The 21,744-nt window shown below is 59.6% G+C and carries 19 protein-coding genes and 1 tRNA gene; 13 read left to right on the top strand and 7 right to left on the bottom strand.

The features are described from left to right. Positions 1–2: 2 nt before the first annotated feature. The 6 genes from KXR72_RS09085 (at position 3) to KXR72_RS09060 (ending at position 6,628) form a co-directional block, all read left to right on the top strand. Positions 3–1,163, top strand: a complete 1,161-nt coding sequence (locus tag KXR72_RS09085; protein WP_437420784.1) for a glycosyltransferase — start codon at positions 3–5, stop codon at positions 1,161–1,163. Positions 1,164–1,209: 46 nt separating this feature from the next. Continuing rightward, positions 1,210–2,334, top strand: coding sequence for a GDP-mannose 4,6-dehydratase (gene gmd / locus KXR72_RS09080; RefSeq protein ID WP_437420783.1), 1,125 nt, complete (start codon positions 1,210–1,212; stop codon positions 2,332–2,334). Position 2,335: 1 nt separating this feature from the next. Then, positions 2,336–3,304 (top strand): GDP-L-fucose synthase, encoded by a 969-nt coding sequence (gene fcl, locus KXR72_RS09075; protein WP_437420782.1) that lies wholly within the window; start codon positions 2,336–2,338, stop codon positions 3,302–3,304. A gap of 270 nt (positions 3,305–3,574) precedes the next feature. Next, complete coding sequence (locus tag KXR72_RS09070) at positions 3,575–4,858, top strand: hypothetical protein (protein WP_437420781.1); 1,284 nt, start codon at positions 3,575–3,577, stop codon at positions 4,856–4,858. Then, complete coding sequence (locus tag KXR72_RS09065; RefSeq protein ID WP_437420780.1) at positions 4,821–5,585, top strand: glycosyltransferase; 765 nt, start codon at positions 4,821–4,823, stop codon at positions 5,583–5,585. Before KXR72_RS09070 ends, KXR72_RS09065 begins: the two co-directional genes overlap by 38 nt. After that, on the top strand, positions 5,585–6,628 hold the full coding sequence (locus tag KXR72_RS09060) for a phosphoribosyltransferase family protein (RefSeq protein ID WP_437420779.1): 1,044 nt from the start codon (positions 5,585–5,587) through the stop codon (positions 6,626–6,628). Before KXR72_RS09065 ends, KXR72_RS09060 begins: the two co-directional genes overlap by 1 nt. 42 nt (positions 6,629–6,670) lie before the next feature. Here KXR72_RS09060 and KXR72_RS09055 read toward each other — a convergent pair whose 3' ends face one another. Continuing rightward, positions 6,671–7,798 (bottom strand): glycoside hydrolase family 5 protein, encoded by a 1,128-nt coding sequence (locus tag KXR72_RS09055; RefSeq protein ID WP_437420778.1) that lies wholly within the window; start codon positions 7,796–7,798, stop codon positions 6,671–6,673. 105 nt (positions 7,799–7,903) lie between these two features. On the opposite strand from KXR72_RS09055, the gene KXR72_RS09050 reads away from it, so the two are divergent. Continuing rightward, positions 7,904–8,698 carry a WecB/TagA/CpsF family glycosyltransferase gene (locus tag KXR72_RS09050; protein WP_437420777.1) on the top strand — a complete coding sequence of 265 codons (795 nt, stop codon included), beginning with the start codon at positions 7,904–7,906 and terminating at the stop codon, positions 8,696–8,698. Positions 8,699–8,743: 45 nt separating this feature from the next. Here KXR72_RS09050 and KXR72_RS09045 read toward each other — a convergent pair whose 3' ends face one another. The 3 genes from KXR72_RS09045 to KXR72_RS09035 form a co-directional block, all read right to left on the bottom strand. After that, positions 8,744–10,060 carry a lipopolysaccharide biosynthesis protein gene (locus KXR72_RS09045; RefSeq protein WP_437420776.1) on the bottom strand — a complete coding sequence of 439 codons (1,317 nt, stop codon included), beginning with the start codon at positions 10,058–10,060 and terminating at the stop codon, positions 8,744–8,746. A 237-nt stretch (positions 10,061–10,297) separates the two neighbouring features. Further along, positions 10,298–10,873 (bottom strand): DUF488 domain-containing protein, encoded by a 576-nt coding sequence (locus KXR72_RS09040; protein WP_437420775.1) that lies wholly within the window; start codon positions 10,871–10,873, stop codon positions 10,298–10,300. Next, on the bottom strand, positions 10,870–11,085 hold the full coding sequence (locus tag KXR72_RS09035; RefSeq protein WP_437420774.1) for a DUF2945 domain-containing protein: 216 nt from the start codon (positions 11,083–11,085) through the stop codon (positions 10,870–10,872). The genes KXR72_RS09040 and KXR72_RS09035 overlap by 4 nt, the downstream gene beginning before the upstream one ends. A gap of 509 nt (positions 11,086–11,594) precedes the next feature. On the opposite strand from KXR72_RS09035, the gene KXR72_RS09030 reads away from it, so the two are divergent. From KXR72_RS09030 to KXR72_RS09005, 6 genes are all read left to right on the top strand, one after another. After that, entirely contained in the window at positions 11,595–13,406 is a 1,812-nt protein-coding gene (locus tag KXR72_RS09030; protein WP_437420773.1) for a glycoside hydrolase family 5 protein, read from the top strand. 449 nt (positions 13,407–13,855) lie between these two features. Next, positions 13,856–14,704 carry a hypothetical protein gene (locus tag KXR72_RS09025; protein ID WP_437420772.1) on the top strand — a complete coding sequence of 283 codons (849 nt, stop codon included), beginning with the start codon at positions 13,856–13,858 and terminating at the stop codon, positions 14,702–14,704. Continuing rightward, a complete protein-coding gene (locus KXR72_RS09020) occupies positions 14,701–15,141 on the top strand; it encodes a phage holin family protein (protein ID WP_437420771.1) in 441 nt (146 codons plus the stop codon). The genes KXR72_RS09025 and KXR72_RS09020 overlap by 4 nt, the downstream gene beginning before the upstream one ends. Further along, the gene (locus tag KXR72_RS09015) at positions 15,138–15,953 is read left to right on the top strand and encodes a DUF3618 domain-containing protein (RefSeq protein WP_437420770.1); all 816 of its coding nucleotides are present in this window, start codon (positions 15,138–15,140) and stop codon (positions 15,951–15,953) included. Before KXR72_RS09020 ends, KXR72_RS09015 begins: the two co-directional genes overlap by 4 nt. 81 nt (positions 15,954–16,034) lie before the next feature. Further along, positions 16,035–16,110 (top strand) — tRNA-Thr (locus tag KXR72_RS09010). A 379-nt stretch (positions 16,111–16,489) separates the two neighbouring features. Continuing rightward, positions 16,490–18,451: a methyl-accepting chemotaxis protein gene (locus tag KXR72_RS09005; protein WP_437420769.1), complete on the top strand. Its 1,962-nt coding sequence runs from the start codon at positions 16,490–16,492 to the stop codon at positions 18,449–18,451. Positions 18,452–18,560: 109 nt separating this feature from the next. Here the strand turns inward: KXR72_RS09005 and KXR72_RS09000 are convergent, their stop codons facing one another. The 3 genes from KXR72_RS09000 to KXR72_RS08990 form a co-directional block, all read right to left on the bottom strand. After that, positions 18,561–18,887: a hypothetical protein gene (locus KXR72_RS09000; protein ID WP_437420768.1), complete on the bottom strand. Its 327-nt coding sequence runs from the start codon at positions 18,885–18,887 to the stop codon at positions 18,561–18,563. A 200-nt stretch (positions 18,888–19,087) separates the two neighbouring features. Further along, the gene (locus tag KXR72_RS08995) at positions 19,088–20,329 is read right to left on the bottom strand and encodes a polysaccharide pyruvyl transferase family protein (protein ID WP_437420767.1); all 1,242 of its coding nucleotides are present in this window, start codon (positions 20,327–20,329) and stop codon (positions 19,088–19,090) included. Next, on the bottom strand, positions 20,326–21,597 hold the full coding sequence (locus tag KXR72_RS08990; RefSeq protein WP_437420766.1) for an oligosaccharide flippase family protein: 1,272 nt from the start codon (positions 21,595–21,597) through the stop codon (positions 20,326–20,328). The genes KXR72_RS08995 and KXR72_RS08990 overlap by 4 nt, the downstream gene beginning before the upstream one ends. Positions 21,598–21,744: the final 147 nt, after the last annotated feature.

Below are 21,744 nucleotides of genomic sequence, written 5' to 3'. Positions count from 1 at the left end.
CAATGACAGCAAACCTGCCCACTATCGTCGTCATCGGCTACAACCGGCCCAAGAGCCTTTCTCGGCTGCTGGCATCGCTGAGCAAGGCGCATTACCCCGCCGGGGACATCCGGCTGGTGATCAGCCTGGATAACTCGGGCACGCTCGAACCCTTGCGTGTCGCCGAGGCTTACGACTGGCCACATGGTGAAAAACGCGTCATCCATCGCGAGAAGCGGATGGGGCTTCGTAATCACGTCCTGGCCTGCGGCGATCTCACCGAGGAGTACGGCGACGTACTGGTGCTCGAGGACGACCTTTTCGTGTCGCCGCACTTTTACGAGTACACGTCCAGGGCGCTGACCTTCTATGCTGATGAGCCACGCGTGGCCGGTATCAGCCTGTACAGCCAGCAGTTCAACCAGACCGCCAATCTGCCATTCACCCCGATCGACGATGGCGAGTCAGATGTGCATTTCATGCAGCTCGCGGCGTCCTGGGGTCAGGCTTGGTCGCGTTCGCATTGGCAGGGGTTCCGCCAGTGGCTCGAAGGCAATGGCACGGATATCACTCGCATCGACGGTATCCCTGGCGACATTCGCAGCTGGCCGGAGTCGTCTTGGCTGAAGCTGTATAACGCCTACATCATCAGCCGCGACCTGTATTTCGTTTACCCGTACCGTTCGCTGACGACCAACTTCGGTGACCCGGGCGAACATTTTTATATCGCCTCGTCGCGCTTCCAGGTACCGATTCAGCAGCAGCGTATCGACTACCAGTTTCCTCGCTTCGAAGCATCGCTGGCCGTCTATGACGCCTTTTGCGAGCTGTCGCCCGGCACGCTGAAGCGCCTGAACCCGAAGCTCGCCAACCATGACTTCACCGTCAATCTGTTCGGCTGCAAGCCTTGCCGCAGCGGCCTGCAATTGACGCGTACGACCAAGCCGGGACTGTGCAGCTTCAGCCTCTCGATGAAGCCCATGGAGCTGAGCGTGCTGCATGACGTAGCGGGCGAGGGCATCTCGCTGATCGACACGGCCGAGGTCGATCCCGCCACGCTGAGCGCGCCGCGGACGCAGTACGACACCTACCGCTTCTTCTACAAATTTCCCTCACTGCCGGTGATTTGCGTCGGCTTCATCGAGCGCCTCCAGATGGCAATTCGCAGCGTTCGGTCGAGCTGACCGCTGAATTTGATTTCCTCTCTCGACGACTAACATAGGTAGCAACATGGAACGAAAGAAAGCGTTGATCACGGGCATCACGGGGCAGGACGGTTCCTACCTCGCCGAGTTGCTGCTGGAAAAGGGCTACGAGGTGCACGGCATCAAGCGCCGCGCTTCGCTGTTCAATACCCAGCGGGTCGACCACATCTATCAGGATCGCCACGAGCAGAGCCAGGACTTCGTACTGCACTACGGCGACTTGACGGATTCGTCGAATCTGACGCGCATCATCCAGGAAGTCCAACCCGATGAGGTTTATAACCTGGGCGCGCAATCGCACGTTGCGGTGAGCTTCGAGTCGCCCGAGTACACCGCCGACGTCGACGGCATGGGCACGCTGCGCATCCTCGAGGCCATCCGCCTGTTGGGGCTGGAAAAGAAGACGCGCTTCTACCAGGCCTCCACCTCAGAGCTGTATGGCCTGGTGCAGGAGATTCCGCAGAAGGAAACCACGCCGTTCTACCCGCGCTCGCCATATGCCGTGGCCAAGCTGTACGCATACTGGATCACGGTGAACTACCGTGAGGCCTATGGCATGTACGCCTGCAACGGGATCCTGTTCAACCACGAATCGCCGCGCCGAGGCGAGACCTTCGTGACCCGCAAGATCACCCGTGGCCTGGCGAACATCGCCCAGGGTCTGGAGAAGCGCCTGTACATGGGCAACCTGGACGCGCTGCGTGACTGGGGCCACGCCAAGGATTACGTGCGCATGCAATGGATGATGCTGCAACAGGAGCAGGCCGAGGACTTCGTGATTGCCACGGGCGTGCAGTACTCGGTACGTGAATTCATCAAGTGGTCGGCGGCCGAGCTGGGTATCCAGCTGCGCTTCGAAGGTAGCGGCGTGGATGAGCGTGCCATCGTCGACAGTGTCGCGGGCGACATGGCGCCGGCACTCCGTCCGGGTGATGTGGTCGTCAGCGTCGATCCACGCTACTTCCGCCCCGCTGAGGTCGAGACGCTGCTCGGCGACCCGACCCGTGCGAAAGAAAAGCTTGGCTGGACACCGGAAATCAGCGTGCAGGAAATGTGCGCCGAGATGGTCCGCGAGGACCTGAAGGTGGCCCGGCGGCACGCCTTGCTCAAAGAGCACGGCTTCGAAATTCCAGTGACATTGGAGAATTGACATGAATCGTGACGCACGCATTTTCGTCGCGGGGCATCGCGGCATGGTGGGCTCGGCCATCGTCCGACGCCTCCAGGCCCTGGGCTACACCAATATCATCACGCGCGGCCGGGAAGAGCTCGATCTGGTCGACCAGGCGGCCGTGAACGCCTTCTTCGCCGAGACGCCGATCGATCAGGTCTACATGGCCTCGGCCAAGGTCGGCGGCATCTACGCGAACAACACTTATCCGGCCGAGTTCATCTATCAGAACCTCATGGTCGAGGCGAACATCATCCACGCCGCGCATTGCAACAATGTGCAGAAGTTGTTGTTCCTCGGCTCCTCGTGTATCTACCCGAAGTTCGCCGAGCAGCCGATGAAAGAAGAGGCCCTGGTCACGGGCGTGCTCGAGCCGACCAACGAGCCCTACGCGGTTGCCAAGATCGCCGGCATCAAGTTGTGCGAGAGCTACAACCGCCAGTACGGCCGTGACTACCGCAGCGTGATGCCGACCAACCTGTACGGGCCGAACGACAACTTCCACCCGGAAAACAGCCATGTCGTACCGGCACTGCTCAAGCGCTTCCATGAAGCCACCCAGCGTGGCGACGACGAAGTGGTGATCTGGGGCAGTGGCAAGCCGCAGCGCGAGTTCCTGCATGTGGATGACATGGCAGCCGCCTGCGTGCACGTGATGGAGCTGGATGACGAGACCTATCAGGCCCACACCCAGCCGATGCTCTCGCACATCAACGTTGGCACCGGCGTCGATTGCAGCATCCGGGAGCTGGCCGAAACCATCTCGCGCGTGACCGAGTATCAGGGCAAGCTGATCTTCGACAGCAGCAAACCCGACGGTACACCCCGCAAGCTCATGGATGTGTCGCGCCTCAAAGCGCTGGGTTGGCAATCGACCATCAGCCTGGAGGATGGGCTGCGCGACGCGTATCGCTGGTTCGTCGAGAACCAGGACAAGGCTCGTCACTGAGTCTCGAATCGGCGACGGTACGCGTTCAGTGTGTCGGTCGCCCGGTTCCGCCGGGCCTGGCGCTCTGACGCCAGATCACTCGGCTGGAAGTGGCGCTGACCGGGTCTTGGGAGCCAAAGCCAGCCATTGCGTGCATGGCGCATGGACCTTTTACGACTCGTTGTTGTCCATCCATGGCACGCGGACCCTGGCGCCAGGATTGCGCCCGGGCGGCACGCCTCGCGGTCGGTTCGCTGTTCGCTACGTCAACTTGGAAATTGGGGAAGCCGCTTGTTAAGGAAAGTGCTGGCGTACAAGAATTTGCTGTTCATCCTGCTCTTGCTGAATTCCGCCTGTTTCTTTTTGACGGACGACAAGCGGGCCGGTGTTCCCTACCTGCGTGAACTCTTCCTGTTGGTGGTGATCGGGGCGACTACCTGCCTCTTCGTCGTGTGGAAATGGGTCTACCAGTCCAGGACCAGCTTGTGGATCATCTGGATGGGCGTCTGCCTGCCGTTGCTGTCCGCCAGCTTGGCATACCTCAATTTTGGCCAGCCACTGGTCTATGGCTTGCTCGAGGAACGGCGATTCTTCGAGTATTTGGTGTTCTTCCCTGTGCTGTTTCTGTTGATCATGGCGAAGCCGACCGAGGAAGAGCTGGGCAAGTATTTCCTTTACGTGGCGCTAATCTGTGCCACGTTCGGCTTTTGTTATTACCTGGGCATCATCCCGCAGAACACGGTGGCCTCGTTCACTGTCGACGACTGGACCCAGTACGAAGATCTGCTACGTCCTGACCGCTATCGCATCGGCTCGGCGTTCGTCACCATCTCCGCGTTCATGCTTATGTACAACCTGCGTGAGCGCGTGACCACGACGAAGGTGTTGATCCTGCTATATCTGGTCGCCTACCTCTGGCTGGTGATGCAGACCCGCCAGACCATGCTGGTTTGGGGGATCGCCGGCCTGTGGATCTTCCGCAAGCGCATCGATTCGCTGATGAAGATGAGCATCCTTGGCATCGTGATGCTGGGTATTTCTTACTTCCTGGTACCTGAGTTCTATATCGCCCAGTACGAGCGTTTTCACGCCTTGCTGTTCGAAGCCACCTCCGGCCCGGGTGTCCGTGACCTAACGGTTGCAACCATCATCGATGCGATCCGGGAAAATAACTTCATCGGCATGGGTGCGTTATCGCTGCAGTGGCAAGGTGGCTTCTCGGCCGTCTACAACTCGCACTTCTATCTCTCGGATGTCGGCATCTTCGGCGTCTATTACCGCTATGGGTTCATGGCATTGGCCGTGCTGCTCATCTATTACTTCGGCTATCTCTGGCTTATGCGACAGGTGCCGAACAAGGGGGCGTTATTGTCCTCGGTCCAGATCGCCTTCGTGTTCGGCATGATGAATTTCATGCTGTCCAATGGCCTGACCTTCGCAGGCGATCTTTACGGCATGGCAGCGGCGTTCTTCGTTTATTACGCCAAGATGCAACGCGCGGATTCTTCTTTCACGTTAAACCCGGGGCAGGTGGATTATGGTCAGTTTCAGTATCGTAACTATAAACTGGAATAACCTGGAGGGCCTCAAGGACACTTACAAGAGCCTGGTCAACCAGACTTATCGCAACTTTCGCTGGATCGTTATCGATGGCGCTTCGAAAGACGGCAGTAGTGAATGGCTCCGTTCTTTGAACGATCCCCACGCCGAGATCACCATCGAACCCGATAAGGGTATTTACGATGCCATGAACAAGGGTCGGCTCCGTGCTGTAGAAACGCCGGGATATACCTTGTTCCTCAATAGTGGCGACTGCCTTGGCGGCCCAGACGTATTGGAACGAATCAATGCGGAACTCGAACGCGCACCCGTTGCGCCGAAGTTCATTTATGGGGATTTCAACCGTAAACATGCAGACGGCTCGCTTGAGCCGGTTACGGCGCGACCAATCGAGCGTGCTCCGCTGGGCCTACCCGCCAGCCATCAGACCATGTATTTCGAAAACGAGCGGTTGCGTGATTATTCCTTCCGCCTCGATTACAAGTTGTCCGCCGACTATTGCTTGTTGCTGGAATTCCTGCAGGGGCTAGACCTGCAGCGGGATGTCATGCAGTTGTCGTTTCCGCTGTGCATATTCGATACGACTGGCGTTTCACACAAACGCCGGTTCGAGGCGATCCGCGAGGACATGGATATCCGCAAGCGTTTCCTCAATTACTCGGCGCTGAATGCATTCGCGCTGTATGTGCTGCACTACGTGCATACCCATACCAAGATGTTGCGCGCCTCCTTGGGGCGCTGATGGGCAAGTCGGTTTTCTGCCTGGTGGGATCCAAACAAGAACAGGGCGCAGGAGCGTGTTCAATGAATTACCGAAGCCTTAGTCATCTGTCTCAGCTGACCAATGTCTATGCCGGCCGGATACCGGCGGACATCGACCTGGTGGTTGGCATTCCCCGAAGTGGCATGCTGGTCGCCAGCATCATTGCGTTGAAGCAGAACCTTCCGCTGACCGATCTTTATTCGTTCCTGCGCAACGATGATCTGAAACGGGGTACGACGCGTAGCTATAAGCACGCCACTCTGGCCAAACCGCAGGATGCGCGGAAGATTCTGCTCGTCGACGACAGTATTTCCTCGGCGAAGTCGATGAATGCTGCGTTGGCCCAAGTGAAGGCCATTTTCGAAAAAGACGTAGTGACGATGGCTGTATTCGCCGAGCGCCGCAACCAGCATCTCGTCGATGTTCACCTAGAGCTGGTTGAGCAACCGCGTGTGTTCGAGTGGAACATCATGCATCACGAGTTTCTGAAACACGCCTGCCTCGACATTGATGGTGTGCTCTGTGTCGATCCCGTCGAAGAGCAGAATGATGACGGCCCGAAATACCGCGAATTCCTTGCATGCACCCGGCCGCTGTTCATTCCCTCTGTGAAGGTAGCGCATCTCGTGACGAGTCGGCTGGAGCTCTATCGCGCCGAGACCGAGGAATGGCTCGCGCGCAATGGCGTGGAATACGGGACTTTGCATATGCTGGATCTGCCATCGGCAGAGGAGCGGCGTCGGCTTGGCATTCACGGCCGGTTCAAGGCCGAGGTGTACGCCAAGCATCCTGAGACCCGTTTGTTCGTCGAGAGCGAGGAGAAGCAGGCCGTCGAGATTATGAAGCTCAGCGGCAAGCCGGTTTATTGCTTGGAAACGAACGAGATGTACGTGCCTGGCCAGTTGCACAACCTAAAGTCCAGTGCGGTACGCAAGGGCTATAGCTTGAAGCGGCGGCTGGCGAGCAAGGTAAAGGCGATGATTGCCAAGTGGTTTCCGTTGTCCTCGGTGACCAAGATTTGAGCAGGCGGGAATCGGCCGATGAAGGTCGATTCCCGGTGAAATTCAGCCTGCATCAGGGCCGATTCTGCTGCAGTTGCCCTTGCCGACATACTTGCGAAGAACGTCCCATTGTGGGCGCTGAGTGCCATCTTTAGCGGGTTCGATAGAAAGCTTGTATTTACCCCATGCCGATCCCGCGGCCCAATAGGTCAAGGGGATACAGTTCTTCTGCAGGTGCGCAAGCAGGTTATCCATCGCTTCGAGCAGGCGCGGCTCATCCGCAGGAATGCCGAACTCACCGATATGGCCTCGTTTGCCGTTCTTCTTTAGCCATTCGATGAAAGGCGTAACGCGTTTGACGCCCAGCATTGTGTCGAAGTCGTCCTCGAGCGGTTCCTTATATTGGCCGTTGCCGTGCTTATCCAGATAAAGATGCGCGGAGAAGATCAAATTGTCGGAGGGGTCTTTCAATTGCAGCAACGGGTCGTTGAACTTGGACCATTTATAGGCACTGGACCAAAAGTTGCCTTCGATCAGCAAAGGGCGATGCGTGTCGTGTTGGCGAATGGCGTCGATGCCCGCTTGTGCGGCGGTTGGCCAATACTTATCCGCACCATGGGGCTCGTTCATGATGTCGTAGGCGTAAAGACCATCGTGATCCTTCCAGCGGTGCGCGACCCGTCCGAGAAAGTCACTGTAAGCCGAGATCGGTACTTCGGGTGTGCCAATGATCTTCTTGCGATACCGGCCATAGTTATGAATGTCCAGGATGACTTGCATGTCGTGCTGGGCGGCTTGATCGAGAAAGGTATCGATCAGTTTGGCGTAAGGTTCTTCCAGATCGCCATTCAGTTCGCTTTGCAGTCGCTCCCAGAGAATCGGGAAACGAACGGTTTCAATACCTTGGTCTTTCCACTTTTGAAGGTAGTTAGCCGAGGGGAAGAAATAGTTTGTATTGTATTTTCCTGGCAGGTGGCCGCTGGAGAATGCGGCTCCGCCTACATTCAGGCCGATCAGATCAATATTTTTTGCCTCGCTTGCGGCACCTCCGACGGTAAGCAAGAGTCCGAGGAGGGTCGTTATTGTCCGGTTCTTGGAATTGCCAGGTGACCTTGTCATTTCACATCCTTTTTTAACCCGTTGGGGAAGGGGTGCCATTTCCGCACTGCTTCGTTTGTCCTGAAGCGGCATGCATTGTTCCGCGGTGCTTTGGCAATTTCCCCGTAACGGTCCAGCGTCGGTCAGCCCGTTTGGCGGCCGACGACACCCTTTTGAAATGCAGACAGAGAAATCCTTATGAAAAAACCGCTTGCCAGAGGAATGGACCCTCTCATAGGGAAGCTGAAACTACTGGACGAGGTGGAGATCGCCGCGTTCATGGCCGAGCTTAAAGGACGTGAATCCCCGACCATCCTTGGTTTTCTCAACCAGCATGGCTACAACATCGCTCAGCGCAATCCAGCGGTGCTCAAGAGTTTCATGCAGGTCAACTATCTGCTGCGAGACGGGATCGGGGTCAAGTTGGCGTGCCAGTTCAACGGTGTCGACCCGAAAGCCAATCTCAACGGATCGGACTTCATCCCCGATCTCATCAACGAGCTGGTAGGTCGGTCAACGGATCAGTACGAACTGTTTGCCATGGGGACTCGCGAGCCTTGGCTCAGCGAGGGGGCGGAAGCGCTGTTCGGCGGAAGGCAATTTCATGCCATCGACGGGTTCCGGCATGCCGAGGATTATCTGAAGTTCTACCAGGCGCACCATGTGCCGGGTCGCTTTCCGATCATCGTGATGGCGATGGGAATGCCGAAGCAGGAACAGGTTGCGCTCTATTTGCAGCAGGCCATGGAAGGGCGTGCATTGCTGATCTGCGGTGGCGCCATCCTCGATTTCGCAGCCCAGCGCTTCCCGCGGGCACCGCTGTTCTTTCGCAAGTTCGGGCTGGAATGGGCGTTCCGGATGCTCATTGAGCCCCGCCGGCTGTTCAAGCGCTACGCGGTGGGGATCCCGGTGTTCTTCTTCTATCTGTTGCGCAATGCGCTGTCCGGTAATCGCCGCGTATCGGGTTGGAACGAACTCAAGCGCGAGCCCTGAGCGGCCGCGCGCATCGATCAGGCGAGGGCGATGGTCCTCGCGCGGTCAGTGCGCCTCGCGCGGTATCACACGTAACGCCATCACCAAGCTGAACAGGTAATGCATCGAGAGCAGTACCGAATAGATCAGCACCACCGATGTGATCGGCAGGTCGATCAGATGGGCAACCGAGAAGCAGGCGACCGTCAAAATCGATCGCTGCACGTTCAGCATGAGCAACAGGCGTTGGCGCTCGAACAGTGACAGCAGGTGCGACGCAGGTGCGTGGATGAACTGGAACAGCAGGTAGATCGCCAGGATCGCCGCCAGCTCTCCAGCCAATTCCCATTGGGCGCCAAATGCCAGGGTAAACAGCCGCTCTCCGAATACCAGTAGCACCAGGGTCGGTGCGATGGACAAGGCGAACAGCCGCTTGACGACTGACCGAGTCACGTTGCGTATGTCTGTCGGCCGCTTGCGGCCCAGCGACGCGATTTCCGCGTAGTACGCCTTGCTGGTGGTATAGCCAAGGAGTTGCATCGGTAGCGCCAATGTCATCAGGGCTAGGCCGAGCTGGCCGGTGGTGCTGGCGTCGTACAGCGCTGCGGTCAAAAGCAGCGGAGACTGGCTGGAGAAGGTCTGCAATAGCTGCGAAGGCAAGCGGTAGAACGGAAAGCTGCGATAGTGCCGAAGCATGGTGTATGCGCGTCGTGGCGTGACATGGCGCCAGTTGCGCCGCATGTCCGCGCTGAACGTACGGACCAGCGTAGTCAATCCCGCGCAGGCACCGGCAACCTGCCCAATTAGCAAGCCAATCGGCATCAGGCCCGCCAATCCCAACGCGATCTTGGCGATCGCGCCCACCACACTCTGCTGCAGTTGCGTGCGTGCAATGCGTGGGTAGGCGCGCCTGCGAACAGCCCATATCAGCAACACTTCATACAAGCCGGCCAGGAAGAGGGCGGCTACCAGCAAGCCTCGGTAGGGTGTGAGCACCTCCATCGAGGCCAGTGCCAGCAGGGAAGGGCCGGCCAGCCAGAGCACGGTCCCGATGAGAACCGTCATTGCCAGCAACAGGCCCATCGAAACCGCCATGAGGGTGACCGCAGCGCCGTCCTTGCTCGGCAGCGGGACGGCCAGCTCATAGCGCAATGTGACCAAGGGGGTCAGGATCAGAAGCAGGGCGGTGAAGACCGACAGGACGCCGAAGTGCTCGGGGCTGTATATCCGCGTGAGAACCTGAATCGAGAGCAGCGCAACGATCTTTGCCAGGCCGTTGCCGATTGCGAGGGTCGCCATGCCCTTGAACACGCGGCCGGACGATCCGCTCGTGAGGCGCTGCAGGGCGCTCGAGAGCCTAGTGTTTAAGTCGATGCTGAACATGAGCGCTCCTCCAACTGAGCCGGCACGCAATGCGTGTGCTGTTCCCTGCAAGCGAATCGTCAATCATTGCACTGCTGTCGTCACCGCACCGGATGGATGCTAAATCCGCTGCATAGGAAGCTGCCCGATCTGCAAAGTTCATCGAACTGCAACATATCGGCAGGCCGCACCCTTCTTTATTCCTTCCGCCCCGTTCCCCTCCGTTGAATGCAACCCAGCCTAGGAATGAATGACGCTTCATTCTGTTCGCGCGGTTGTCCCGCCACGCTTTAGCGGAACCCCTCTATCGGTATAGCTCAGTTCGCCATGGTCAAGCCGTGCGGGTGAGGTATAGGGATGCGGGGACAGGTGCCGCTCGTCCTGGATATGCAGCACCTCGATCCCCTTGAGCTTCAGCACGTCAGAGATCATCGAGCGGTGGCAGCGCCACCAGAGGACCTCCGCGCACATCATTGCGGTGCGGCGAGCCGTGGCCAGCGCCAAGAGCCGGTCCAGCGCGGCGGCGAACTCGGTACTGTCGAGATGCTCGGCGTAACCGCGAAACGACGCGTTGCGCCAGGTGCTGTCCGCCGAGGCGTGGCTGGCCCGGCGACGGCCGCCCAGGCCCTCGAGCCATTGATAGTCGATTGCCTGATCCGCTAGCGCCGTCTCGAGCGCAGCCGAGGTGAACTGCGGTAGCCGTCTCGAACCGGGAAAGCGCCGCACGTCTGCGATCGCCTCGATGCCGTACTGCTGCAGCAGGGCTATGAACGTTTCGACGCTGCGGGTCGAGTGGCCTACCGTCCAGATTCGATCAGGGAGCGTTGCGCTCACTTCACCCGCCCCAGTGCGCTCTCCTTGTGCATCGCGACATGGTCGGTCTTGTCGCTCTTGATCTCGTACTGCGGCTCTTCCGGGCTGGCGTGCCGTTTGTGCCCCATGAACTCCGTGTCTTGGGTATGCACCTTGGTGATATGCCCCGTTACGTGGCCGGCCTCGGAATTCCACCGTACGTGGTCGCCGATCTTGAATTTTTGAGTCGTCATCGTCCGCTCCTTATCAATTTTCACTAGCTGCCGAGGCGGAAAGATCGCTTCCGCTTCCTTCAGCCGACCGGAAAATCGAGCGTCATGCTTTGACCGTTCGTCGGGCTATTCCATAGATGGATCTGTGCTCCCTCACCGCGAAAATTCAAAAATCTGACGCCGGTAGGGAATTAACTAAACGGTTTAAAGGGGCTCGCTTGCTATTAGATGCAATATCAAAGTGCCAGGTATTAATAGCCTATTAATGGCTGGTCAATTTTGTGACGTAGAGTTGGCGATCGAAAGCCGTCAAAAAAATTTTGAGTTCTTTTTTAAACCTATTATAAAGGCGCCACGCAACGGATTGCCGGGTTCCCCACCATGGTAATCCGGCGTCCTTTGCCAAGCGGTTCGTCCGGTTGCGCATAGTCAGCACTCTGCCCAGTAAGCGCCTGAACGACTTAAACAAACCTCCCGCTACTTTTTTAAAGGCTCCGGCCTTTTGAAGTATTAAGTTCCGGAGAGACTCAATGTCTATCAAAGTATTTGCTGGTGCCCCGCGGGCACTCGTTCGTTCCATTGCCCTTGCAACAATCTTCAGCGGTGTGGCCGTTACCGGCCAGGTCACCGCGGCCGAAACGGCCACTACAGCGTCAGCTGCCGCCTTTACTTCCGGCATCAACAAGTTCAACAGCACTGATTTCCTTAACGGTGTATGGCGTCGCGTAGCAGCCGTTTCTGTTCCGGCTACTTCCGCCGCCGTAGCGGCCTTCAAGCCGGGCGTGCAAATCAAGTTCGCCGATGGCCAGGTGCGCAAAATCACCCGCGTCTATAAGGTTGGCGCCAACCTGAGCGTCTATGTCGATGGCGCGCTTCTCGACGGTGCTGTAGTTGGTGCTCCGCGCACCATCAGTACAGTTGTCGCGAGCACTGCTCCGGTTGCCACTGCACCCGTTGTTACCGCACCAGCCGTGACCGCGCCGAGCACATCGACGCCCAGCAACACCTACACCGCGTCGATGAACAGCTTCACCAACACCGACTGGGAAAACGGTATCTACCGCAAGTCGGCAGGTTTCTCGATTCCGGACACCACCTCCAACAAGTCTGCCTTTGTGGTTGGCGCCTCGGTCAAACTGGCTGATGGCCAGGTCCGTAAGGTTGCAGCTGTATATGATGTCGGCGCTCACCTGTCGGTCATGCTGAGCGGCGCTACCCTGTCGGCTGCCAGCGTCGGTTACCCGAAGACCATCAGTGTCGTCTCGGGCACCGCGACCAGCGCGCCGGTCGCTACCACGCCGACGCCTGCACCGACCCCGGCTCCGACACCCGCACCGGCTCCCGTCGTGACCGCACCTGTCGTCAGCGACGGCAGCGGCATCGATCTGGTAGGTGTGAACTTCGGCTCCGGCGTATTCGACCCAGCCAATGTTCCGGGTATCTACAACAAGGGCTACACCTACGCTGACGAGTCTTACTACAAGCGTCACGCAGGGCTTGGCTTCAAGCTCATTCGCCTGGGCTTCCTCTGGGAGCGTATCCAGCCCAAGCTCGGCACCGAGCTGGACGCTGCTGAGCTCGGTCGCATCAAGCAGTCGCTCGACTACGCGCAGAAGTACGGCATCAAGGTCATCCTTGATATGCACAACTACTACCGCTACTACGGCAAGGTCATCAACTCGCCGGAAGTACCCCGCGCGCAGTTCGCTGAAACCTGGCGCAAGATCGCGGTCGCGCTGGCCAAGCACCCGGCCCTGTATGGCTACGGCCTGATGAACGAGCCGTACAACACCGGCAATGGCCTATGGCCGCAGACCGCTCAGGCCGCTGGTCAAGCGATCCGCAAGATCGACCCGAGTACCTGGATCATGATCGCCGGCGACCGTTACTCCAGCGCGTTCCATTGGCAGAAGTACAACACTTCGCTGATCAACGATCCGTGGATGCGTGATCCGAAGAACAACCTAGTCTACGAAGCGCACCAGTACCTGGACTTCGATTACTCGGGCACTTACACCAAGCGTGCCGAAACCTTCGCCCCGATGTTGGGTGTCGAGCGGGTCAAGCCGTGGGTCGAGTGGTTGAAGAAGAACAAGCTGCGTGGCTACATCGGTGAGCACGGCATCCCTGACTTCTCTCCGTCCGCAGTGGTGGCGACCGACAACCTGCTGGCTTACCTCGCTGATAACTGCATCCCGAGCACCTACTGGGCTGCCGGTCCGCGTTGGGGTGAGAACATCATGGCCCTGGACGTGACCAGCGGTAAGCACCGTCCGCAGCTAGCGCCGCTGCAAAAGCACGCCGCTGCGAAGAAGACCTGCTCCACCATCGGTCCGCTGTAACAACAGGATCGAGAAAACAAAAACGGGCCTCTGGCCCGTTTTTTATGCGCCGGTTATTTATCGGTGACAGTCGCTTGTGCAGCTCGTCGGCTACGGTTCGCTTCGTTAAAAAGCCGATCGAGAAGTTGTTGCGATAGTTCGTTAGTTCTGCCGCGCACATTCACGTTTCGCTTGTTTAGTTGCCGCTCCGCTTAAAGCCAGTGATTACGCGGTTTGGCGCGAATCGCTAGGCACATCGCCAGCAAATACGGGGCTCACATGGCCCGTATCGATAACCCTAAAGTTCTGATTCCGAAGCATTTCGCGCCTTCAAAAAGTGTGGAACTCGAAAAAGACCCCCCGGTCACCTTATATGTGCGCACCGAAACTACACAGTTCGCGGTAATCGCAGTTCGCTGTGTTCAACGGACCGTGGTCTTCCGGCCAAGCCATATTAAAAGGTGAATCAAATGACGACACCCGACGAAGAAATTACCGGTTACGGTGGCATGCCCAAGACCGGCCCCGAAAATGCTAATTCGACCAGCACCGGCTCGACGACGTCCGCATCGGGCCACAGCACCTCATCATCGGCTTCAGGCTCCGCTGGCGCGAGTGGTGCCACCGAGGACGCCAAGGCTAAAGCCAGGCAGGTCGCCGATCAGGCTAAAGCCCAAGGTAAAAGCCAGCTCGATGGTTATCGGGAAACCGCAGCCAACGAGATCGAGCGGGTCGCCCAAGGCGCCAAAGCCGCGGCCGAGCAACTGGAGGGGGACGATCGCTTCGGGCTATCTGGCTATGTCTCCAACATGGCCCAGAGCATGGTCCAGCTGTCCGATGACCTGCGCGGCAAGAGCGTCGACGAATTGGTCCAGGACGTGAACCGCCTTGCTCGCAACAACCCTGCACTGTTCATCACCGGCAGCATCGCGCTGGGCTTCGGGCTGACCCGCTTCGCCCGCGCATCGAGCAAGCGCGCCGCGGAGGGGGACTATTCCAGCCATCGCTCGGGCATGTCGTCGTCCAGCCATCAAGGCCATGACAGTCATCATGAGTCGGGCCAGCACGAGCTCAACGACCGGTTGAATACTGGCGAGCCGGGCACCATCGGCAGCGTCAGCAATGCTGGTGTGTCGTCGGCAACCAGCACCTCGCGTGCCGGCGTCGGCACGGGAGCGGCCACCGGCGTTGGTAGCAGCTCGACCGGCAGTGGCGCCAACCTCAGCAACGGCCTGGGCGTGGGCTCCAACCCATCGTCCGGACTCGGTTCCACCACGAACCGCAACGGCAAGGGCACCGATGGAGGGCTATACCCATGAGCGAAGCACGCAAGACACCCCATGTGACGAGCACGCCGGAACCGGCCATGCGCACCGAAAACGATACGTCCGTCGGCGGGCTGCTGCGACAGCTGACCCAGGAAGTACCAGCCCTGATCACGAAAGAGCTGGCGCTGGCCAAGGCCGAAGTCAGCGAATCCATGCGGGCGACCAAAGCGGGCGCGGCGAGTGTCGCCACGGGTGGCGCGGTATTGCTCGGCGGCTTCATCGTGCTGTTGATGTCAGCGGTCTACGGCCTGAGCAAGGTCATGGAACCCTGGCTGGCGGCGCTGATCGTCGGCGGTGTGGTTGTGGTGATCGGGTTGATCATGGTGTCCGCTGGCAAGAAGAAGTTCCAGGCATCTTCGTTCAAGCCCGAGCGCACCATTCACTCGGTCAACAAGGATAAAGAGGCAGTTAGGGGGCATACATCATGAGCACACGTAATCAGATCGATGCCGAGGCGCAGAAAGATCCCGAACAGCTCGAGCGCGAAATCGACCAGAAGCGCGCCGACATCGGCAACATCGTTCATGCGCTAGAAAACAAGCTTTCCCCAGGCGAACTGATCGATACCGCCCTCGGCTACGTCAAGGGCGGCGGCGGAGAGTTCTTTTCCAACCTGAGCAATACCGTGAAGGCCAACCCAGTGCCCACGGTACTGACCTCGATCGGTCTCATCTGGATGATGGCGGGGCAAAACCGTCAACCGCATTCCAATGTGACGACCACCGGATATGCCGGCAGCACGTCGTCCACTGGGCCTTCGATGGGCGAGAAGCTTTCGGCCAAGACGCAGGGGTTGAAACAGCAGGGCGCCGGCATGAAAGAGAAGGCGTCGCAAATGAGCAACAGCGTCTCCGAATCGCTCGGTAATGCTCGGACTCGGGCCAGCGATTCCACCCGCCAGGCCTCGCAGAAGTTGCGGGGTGGGGCTGATCGGGCGCGCGGTGGTTTCAATCAGCTGTTGCAGGAGCAACCGCTGGCCCTCGGCGCGATCGGTATAGCCCTTGGCGCGCTAATGGCTGCCGCTGTACCGCCGACCCGTCGAGAAGACGAGATGCTGGGCGAGCACAGTGATCGCCTGACCGGCCAATTGCGCAGCAAGGCCGAGGAAGGCTACCAGCGCGTTTCGGCGAAAGGCGAAGAGGTTGCCGCGCAGGTCAAACAGGACATGAAAGGTGATAGCAATCGCTCCATGTCCAACTCGACAGCGACCGGAACCGGCTCGACCAGCGCTGGGCTCTAAGCGAGCCAAACGAAGCGACCGAGAATTCGGCTTCGCGGGCTTGAGTCCGCGAAGCCGAAATCCGATAATGCGCGGCGCCGTGCCGGTGTAGCTCAGTAGGTAGAGCAGCGCATTCGTAATGCGAAGGTCGCAGGTTCGACTCCTGTCTCCGGCACCACCGTTATCAAAGGCCTGCAGTGATGCAGGCCTTTTTTATTGGCAGCGATTCGCCTGGCTGAAGGTTGTGCTCGCGCTGTATCGCATCTTCAAGCCTGTCTTTACTGTTCCGACGGGCGGCAATCCTATGGCGCTGGTTTATTGACCTGTGTCAGCAGGCCACAACAAGCCGATCGCAGAATACGCACATCCCAGGAAGGGGCCGGTTGTGTGACTGTTCTCAGCACTGCCGGCAGGGTTACAGGCCCATCAGCCACAACGCTACTAGAACGACTCTGAACCGCTTCGCATCGGCCCGCTGCCGATGACCGAGGCGCGTACAAGTCATGCCTTCGTCACATCTGTAGCTCCGCCGTGCATTCGGAGCTGTGAGGTTCATCATGCTGAAAAATCTTTCTCTGAGCGCCAAGCTCATCCTTATTCTCGTTTTCCCGCTTCTCGGCTTTCTTTGGCTCGCCAGCGTTTATGTCGCTGACAGCTACGGCACGTTGCAGCAGATGGAAAATACCGTCGAGGCGAGTGAAGCGGCACAGACGGTCAGCCAGTTGATCACCGCGCTTCAACGTGAGCGTGGCGCAAGCGGGGTGTACCTCGGCAGCCAGGGTCGGACCATGGCGCAGCGGTTGCCGGGGATACGGCAGGCCACTGACCAGGCCCTTGAAACCGCACGGATACTGGCCGAACGCAACGGTGCGATGATTGGCAATGCCTTGGCCGCACTGGACGAGCTCCAGGCGACGCGTGCTCAGATCGATAAATTTTCCATCAATAACGTCGAGTCGGGCGCTCGGTTCACCGGGTTCATCAAAGCGTTGATCGGCTTTACCTACGCCGTGGAGCACAGCATCGAGGATGCCGCGCTCGCCCGCGCGTTGGGTGGGTTAAACCAGTTCATCGAAATGAAAGAGCGCGCCGGTCGCGAGCGCGCGATGCTTGGTGTGGTGTTCAACCAAGACCGTTTCGATGCGCCCTTGCTGGCGTCGTTCAGCCGCAACCTGGGTGAGTTTTCGGCCTACATGGATGGGTTCCGTCGTGCCGCTAACGAACGCTTTATCCGGGCCCTGGACGAGAAGCTGCAACAACCCAGCGCCCTGGAAGTCGCGCGTTTGCAACGGCTAGCCTTCGACGTCCCGATGGGGCAGAGCCTGGGTATCGACAGCGAGCGCTGGTTCGAGACAGCGACCAGCCGGATCGACCTGATGGGCGAGCTGGAGCAAGCGCTGGCGCAGGACGTCGGTTCGCTGGCCGCCCAGGCGCGAGACGAAGCGCAACGCGCATTGTGGTTCACGCTGGCTGCCGTCGTAGTCGCGTTGCTGGCCGTGGCGTGCCTGTCCTATCTCATCATCCGCAACATCAGGCTGGCCGTGCAGGACGTGAATCGCGCATTGCTCGCGCTCTCGGCGCGGGACCTGACGGCCAAGGCCAGCTACGAAGGCCGGGATGAGTTCGGCGAGATTTCCCGCAACCTCAACCTCATGGCGGTCGAGCTGAACCAAGTTGTCGGCGAGATCAGCAACGCCACCGCACAGGTGGCCACCGCCGCGGAGGAATCGTCCGCCGTGACGGTGCAAACGAGCCAGAGCATCGATCGGCAACGGCAGGGCACCGAGCTGGTGGTGACCGCGATCAATCAGATGAGCGCGACGGTGCGCGACGTGGCCCGAAGCACCAACGATGCGGCCGAGCTGTCGCAGCAGCTCAATACCAATACCGCTCAGGGGCGGGCGGAAGTCGAGACGACCATAGACCTCATCCGCCAGCTGTCGAGCCAGGCCGACCAGACTGCGGGCATCATCGCTGACCTCAAGCGCGAGAGCGATTCCATCTCCTCCGTGCTGGATGTGATCCGCGGCATCGCCGACCAGACGAACCTGCTCGCGCTCAACGCCGCAATCGAGGCCGCACGTGCTGGCGAGCATGGGCGAGGGTTTGCGGTAGTGGCGTCCGAGGTACGCACGCTTGCGCAGAAGACTCAGGAGTCGACCGGCAGCATTCAAGACATGATCGCGAACCTGCAAGGTGGCGCCGATCGCGCGGCGCGCTCGATGCAGGAAACCTTATCCAAGGCGCAGGCCGGCTCGAACAATATCGGGCGGGCTGGCGAATTGCTGGCCGAGATTGCAGACGGGGTCTCGGCCATCAGTGATCGCAACCTGCAGATTGCCACAGCTGCTGAAGAGCAGAGCGCGGTAGCGGAAGACATCAACCGCAACATCGTTGAGATCAATGATGTTGCGATCCAGGTGAGCGCGGGGGCTGAGCAGACTGCCATGACCAGCCTGGAACTGGCGCGGCTGGCTGAACAGCAGCAACAGTTGGTAGGGCGTTTCAAGGTCGCTTGATCGGCACCAGGCGCGAGCTTTCGGCGCCGTGCCCCTCGGCGGATGACGCGTGATTTTTTGTAAGGCGCGGAACGCCGCCCGCTATCGAAGGATGCGGGTGGCGTTTTGTTCAAATGAAGGCCTGCTGGCGGTTGCCTCTTGGCAAACGGTTGCGGCCGGGCAGTTGTGCCAGGCGCTGCTGCCACTCGGCTCGAGGCGACAGCGCGGCGGCGGCGCGTGCTGCTGCTTTGGTTGCGGTGGCGGCTTTCTCTGCCTTCGCCGCCGCCCTCAGCTCTGCCAGGCTCGGTGTCTTGCGTGCCGGTTCGCTCGCCACCTTCTCCGCCGACCGAAGACAAGATTTGCACGAAACCTGAGCCAGGTCCGGCGAGCCGTTCAGGCTCGCGCCGCTGCGCCCACATGCAACGGCATTCTGGGACGCGAGGTAGTGAATGACCACTGTGGTGTCTCCTGCTGCTTTTCGGGGCGCGGGATTCTACACAGTCGTTTGGCTTACGTGGGGATGAATATCCTGCCTGAACAGGTACTTGCAACCGGGCAGCGCAGGCGTGGCGCTGCTCATGCAGAGGCGATCAGCCGAACAGCCCCGCCCCGACATGCGCCGGGACGGATCGCTGGATGACCGGACCAGCCGTCCCTCTAGCCTGCGGTGACCGTTTCCTGCTTGGGTTGCTGGCTTCGGCTCGTTTCGCCACGCGCAGGCGCCTGGTCGTAGAGCGCGACCATGTGGTCAAGGTTAGCCCGCACCCGGGCTTTCATGGCCTCAACCACGGTGTCCAGCTCGGTCCGCTGGGTATCGCCGAAGCTGTTGATGAGGTTGGTGCCGATCTGGCTGATCTGTGGCACTTCGGCGAAGCCGCAAGCGGATTTTGGCACCCAGGTTTCGAGGAAGGCCGATAGCTTGATCACCCGTTGTGGAAGGAGGGCGATCTGCGGGACTGAGTAGGCGAGTGCCGTGATAGCGCCGTGCAGGCTGGTGCCGCAGTACAGCTTGCTGGTCGCGATGCAGCGGATGATGTCTTCAATCTTGCCACTGTCGACGCGGTAGGCGCGTTCGGCGCCGAGCAAGCTTTGCAACTTGTCCAGGGGCTCGTCATCGGAATGCCCAGGCGCCTTGCCAATGGTCAGCAGCGCGATCTTCAGCCCCGTGTTCACGTTCAGTTCGGTCAGCTGCTGAGCGATTGCCTCGATGCGACGCTTGGCATGGTGATCGGATATGTGGAACACGATATGCCCGGGCTCGGCGGCGTCTGCCTGTGGGGTAAAAATGTCGGAAATGAGGATGGCGCTGTCGGGCACCAGGTTGTGCTCGATACCCAGCTTGTCCAGTTCGGCCGAGGTCTCCCGATCCCGCACCGAGACGTAGGTGCAATCCTGCAGGTTGCGCTTGATGGCGGCATGAATCAGTGGCTTCTTGCGGCTGATCTCGTTGCCGCCGACGCTGTTGTACATGACCTTGTAGCCAGGCAGGTCGCGCTCGCCGAGTACCAGCGGAACGTCGGACGGGATGCGGGTGAACATACGGCTCAGGCGGATGAACGCCTTGTGCCCGATCAGGAAAGGGCTGGCCTTGATCGGGTAGTAAATCGCTTGCGGGGCCAGGTAGCCGATGATGCTTTCCCATTGGGCCGTCAAGCATTCGCCGCCGGCGACGATGAGCATCGTCTTCGGTTGGTGACGGGTGGCGTCCAGCGCCTTTTTCAGCGGGACGGTCGGCAGCGCGCCGTAGCTAGACAGGTTGGATTTCTTGGTGGCAGCGATCAGTACCTCGAAGCGGCCGTCCGCCTCCAGGTAGCGCTTGAGGACGATTGCGAAGAGCAGGTCGCCATAGTTGTGCCGGTCATAGGCTCCGTAAGCGATTACGTTTACCCGGTCAGTCATGGCGTCGGACTCCTTTCGATGTTCTTGAACTGCACGTAGAGCAGGGTGTTTTTCAGCGCCAGGGCGATGGCGGTGGCGAAGCACGCACCGTTCACGCCATAGCGCGGGATGAGGATCAGGTTAAGCGTGAGGTTGACCACGCAGGCCATGATGTTGTTGTGCATGTAGCGCCTGTGGTTGCCGGTCATGGTCATGAAGATGCCGAGCGGACCGGCTGCGAGCACGAAGAAATAGCCCAGCGCGAGGACCAGCAGCGGATAGACACCCTGCTCACGGTACTCGGGGCCGAACACGGCAAGGATGTATTCACGCAGCAGGCCGATGCCGGCCAGGATCAGCAGCGCCAGGACCAGCATGTAGCGCGAGTAACGGCGCACGATGCCGAACGCCGCCGAACGGTCGCCCTGGGCCCAGCGACGGGAGATGTCCGGGCCGATGGTGCCGTTGATGATGAACAGCAGGGTGGTCGACAGCGCGGCGATCTTGGCCGCGATGTAGTAGATGCTGACGTCGCTGGCCGAACGCAGCACGCCGAGCAGCAGCGTGTCGGACAGTTCGATCACGCTGTTCATCACGGCGATGAGCATCAGTGGAATGCAGAGCACCAGCATCTCGCGCCATCCCATGGGCGACTCGGCGCCGGTCTTCGGCAGAGTGGAGAGGGCGCGCCAGATGGACCCGGCAATTGCCAGGGCGAAGGCGATGGTGAAGCAGCCGACTACGGTGGTCAGCTCGCTGCCGCTGGCAGCAACGAGCACGAGCGTCAGGGCAGGCTGGAAGGCGGTTTGCCAGAACAGGCCCTCGCTGGTGCGATGCTTTGCCTTGAGGGTCTCGCTGGCAATGCTGAGCAGCGACAAACCCAGCGCGGTGACTGCAAAGAGCACGGCCGCGTGGCCAACATTGGCCTGGGTGGTTTCGGAGAAATAGACCACCGCAAAGCCGATCAGGAAGGTCGGTACGTTCATCGCCGCGGCCATCAACAGTGCGCGGCTGAAATAGCCGCGCTGCTGGCCCTCCGGCAGCGAAGCGATGTTTTTCAAGCAGGCGATGTCCAGGCCGAGGCGGGCGAGCAGGGACAGGAAGATGCCTAAGGCGACGCAAAAGAACACGGTGCCCGCCAGGTCGGGCACTAGCAGGCGTGCTAGGAGAATGTTGAGACCGAGCGAAGATGCCGCTCCGCTGCCCTTGGTGACGATCAGGCGGACGTATTTGAGCAGGTCGGATTTCATGGTTGGGCGTGGGGCATCCGTTGCGTAGGCCGTTTTCATCTGTGCTCCTGCAGTCGCGTCAGCGATGTACCACTCTGGCTTCTTCCCGTTGCCAGCGAGGCGGCGAACGACGAGCGCACCGCGATCTTCCAGTCGCAGCGACCGATTGCGGGACTCCATCAAGAGCCTTCAGACCCCGGAAAGTTC

This window comes from Stutzerimonas chloritidismutans, assembly GCF_051486945.1.
GTDB lineage: Bacteria > Pseudomonadota > Gammaproteobacteria > Pseudomonadales > Pseudomonadaceae > Stutzerimonas > Stutzerimonas chloritidismutans_B.
The sequence above is the reverse complement of the archived record's forward strand: the minus strand, read 5'-3'. Positions and strand labels throughout refer to the sequence as shown.